Source organism: Mesorhizobium sp. M1143, from assembly GCF_040318435.1.
In the GTDB taxonomy this organism is placed as follows: Bacteria; Pseudomonadota; Alphaproteobacteria; order Rhizobiales; family Rhizobiaceae; genus Mesorhizobium.
In genome coordinates this window covers 1-1,185 of record NZ_JAMYMJ010000178.1, presented here as the reverse complement: position 1 = coordinate 1,185, position 1,185 = coordinate 1, and the positions used below count along the sequence as shown (strand labels likewise).

Sequence of the window (1,185 nt, the reverse complement as noted above, 5' to 3'; positions counted from 1 at the left end):
ATGCGCGCATGGTTGCGGACGGGTTCACCCGCCTGCATGGCAAACCAGCGCTGGTCATCGCCGCCAACATCCTCAGCCGCCGCATCAATCCAGCCGAGCGCGCGAGCTCAGTCTTGTTCGCCGATGCCGCCGGCGCCCTGGTGATCGGTCAGTGCGATGATGCTGATCGGGTCATTCTCGGTGCCTCGGTGGCTTCGGACGGCTCGCGCTACGGGCTGATCCAGATTCCCGCAGGAGGAAGCAACACGCCGTTCCATGGCGACCTCGACCTCGGGCAGACCCGGATGACGATGACCGACGGGCCCGAAGTGTTCGCAAAAGCCGTCGAGATGATGACCGATTGCTCGACAGCCGCGCTAGCCACTGCGGGAGTGCGGCCACACAATGTCGGCCGGTTTGTGCCGCATCAGGCCAATACTCGGATTTTCGGCGCGGTCGGAAGAAACCTCGGCATTGCGGACCAAGCAATTGTCAAGACGATTGCCGAATACGGCAACTCTTCGGCCGCGACGGTCCCGCTGTCGCTCTCGCTCGCCAACCAGATGAAGCCATTCCAGCCAGGAGAGAAAATCCTTCTGGCGGCGGCGGGTGCGGGTCTCAGCGGCGGCGCTCTCGTGGTTGGAATCTAGCCGGCCGGCTCACGCGCGCAGGATTGGTCATGAACGGCAATAGGAGCAACAGAACCAATGCCAAAAAATGGCCTTCTGAAGCTCGACATGACCAAGCTGACGCAGCACGGCCCGTGCGAGCCTCTGGATGAGTTCAAATGCAACACCCGTTGCACCAATCGTACCATCTGAATAAAGCTCAATTACAAAGGGTGAGCCGCCCCATATATGTCGGATACCCGACATTGTTCACATAAAAGGCTCGATGCTTACACGCTCTTTGCTGCCTGCTCTTTGCTGTCTTCTCTTTTCTCTTTGCTCTTTGCTCTTCCGTCTTGACTAGCAGGAGCCTGCGGCTTATCTCATTGCCGCGTTAGCACTCGCTTCGGCTGAGTGCTAGGCATGCTCCGGCAACGGAGCACCGTTCAACATCCGCACCAAGGAAATCCAAAAATGGCAAAGTCGAATTTCCGGCCGCTACATGACCGCGTGGTCGTCCGCCGGGTCGACTCTGAATCCCAGACCGCCGGCGGGATCATCATACCGGATACGGCGAAGGAGAAGCCGCAGGAAGGCG

2 pseudogenes are annotated in these 1,185 nt (G+C 59.5%); both read left to right on the top strand.

The window, feature by feature from the left end:
- Positions 1-629, top strand: a pseudogene (gene bioZ, locus NKH35_RS31770) (3-oxopimeloyl-[acyl-carrier-protein] synthase BioZ); the annotation flags it as partial.
- A gap of 432 nt (positions 630-1,061) precedes the next feature.
- A pseudogene (locus NKH35_RS31765) lies at positions 1,062-1,185 on the top strand (co-chaperone GroES); the annotation flags it as partial.